The organism is Halolamina salina (assembly GCF_042678005.1).
In the GTDB taxonomy this organism is placed as follows: domain Archaea; phylum Halobacteriota; class Halobacteria; order Halobacteriales; family Haloferacaceae; genus Halolamina; species Halolamina salina.
In genome coordinates this window covers 4,200-4,898 of record NZ_JBHUDH010000082.1, presented here as the reverse complement: position 1 = coordinate 4,898, position 699 = coordinate 4,200, and the positions used below count along the sequence as shown (strand labels likewise).

The following is a 699-nucleotide window of genomic DNA, read 5'->3' as shown; positions in this document are numbered from 1 at the left end:
CCGGCTGCTCGGATCGGTCGTCGGCCCGCGGTTCGAGGGCGTCCGCTACGGCCGATTCCTGATCCTCGGCAACGGGCTGGGCGCCTGCGCGTGGCTCGCGTCGGTGCTCGTCCCCTCGACGCTGCTCACCGTCGGCCTGTTCGCACTCGCGTGGATCCCGGCCGGCGCGAGCGGCGTCCTCACGGCGACGCTGAACCAACGGCTGTTTCCGGCCGACCGGCTGGGCCGGGTGTCCGCGATCAAGGGGACCGCCTCCGGCGCGACGCTGCCGCTCGGCTCGCTGCTCGGCGGCGCACTCGGCGACGCGATCGGCCACGGGACGGCGATGGCGCTCGCCGCCGCCGGGTTCGGCTTCACCGCCGCGTACGTGCTCGTCCGCCCGCGACTGCGTACGCTCCCGACCGTCGCGAGCGCGGAGCCGGCCGACTTCGGCGTGACGGTGGCCGACGAGTCGTAGGGTTCCACGCCGACCACCGCCTTCTTGGCGGTCTGCCCACATCGTCGACGCGGGATGGTCCCCAGCGAAACGACAGCCTCCAAGACCGCGAGACGGAGTTTCCTCACGGGCGCCGTCGGCGTCGCCGCGGCGCTGGCCGGCTGTAGCGGCTCCGAGAGCCACAGCTCCCCGCCCGAGGACGGCACGATCGTCACCGATCACGTGACTGCGACGACGCGATCGACGGGCGAGCGCCCGCCGGT

At 74.0% G+C, this 699-nt stretch carries 1 pseudogene; it reads left to right on the top strand.

Annotated features, from left to right (window positions below):
* Positions 1-457, top strand: a pseudogene (locus ACFR9S_RS08330) (MFS transporter); the annotation flags it as partial.
* Between the last annotated feature and the right edge of the window lie 242 nt (positions 458-699).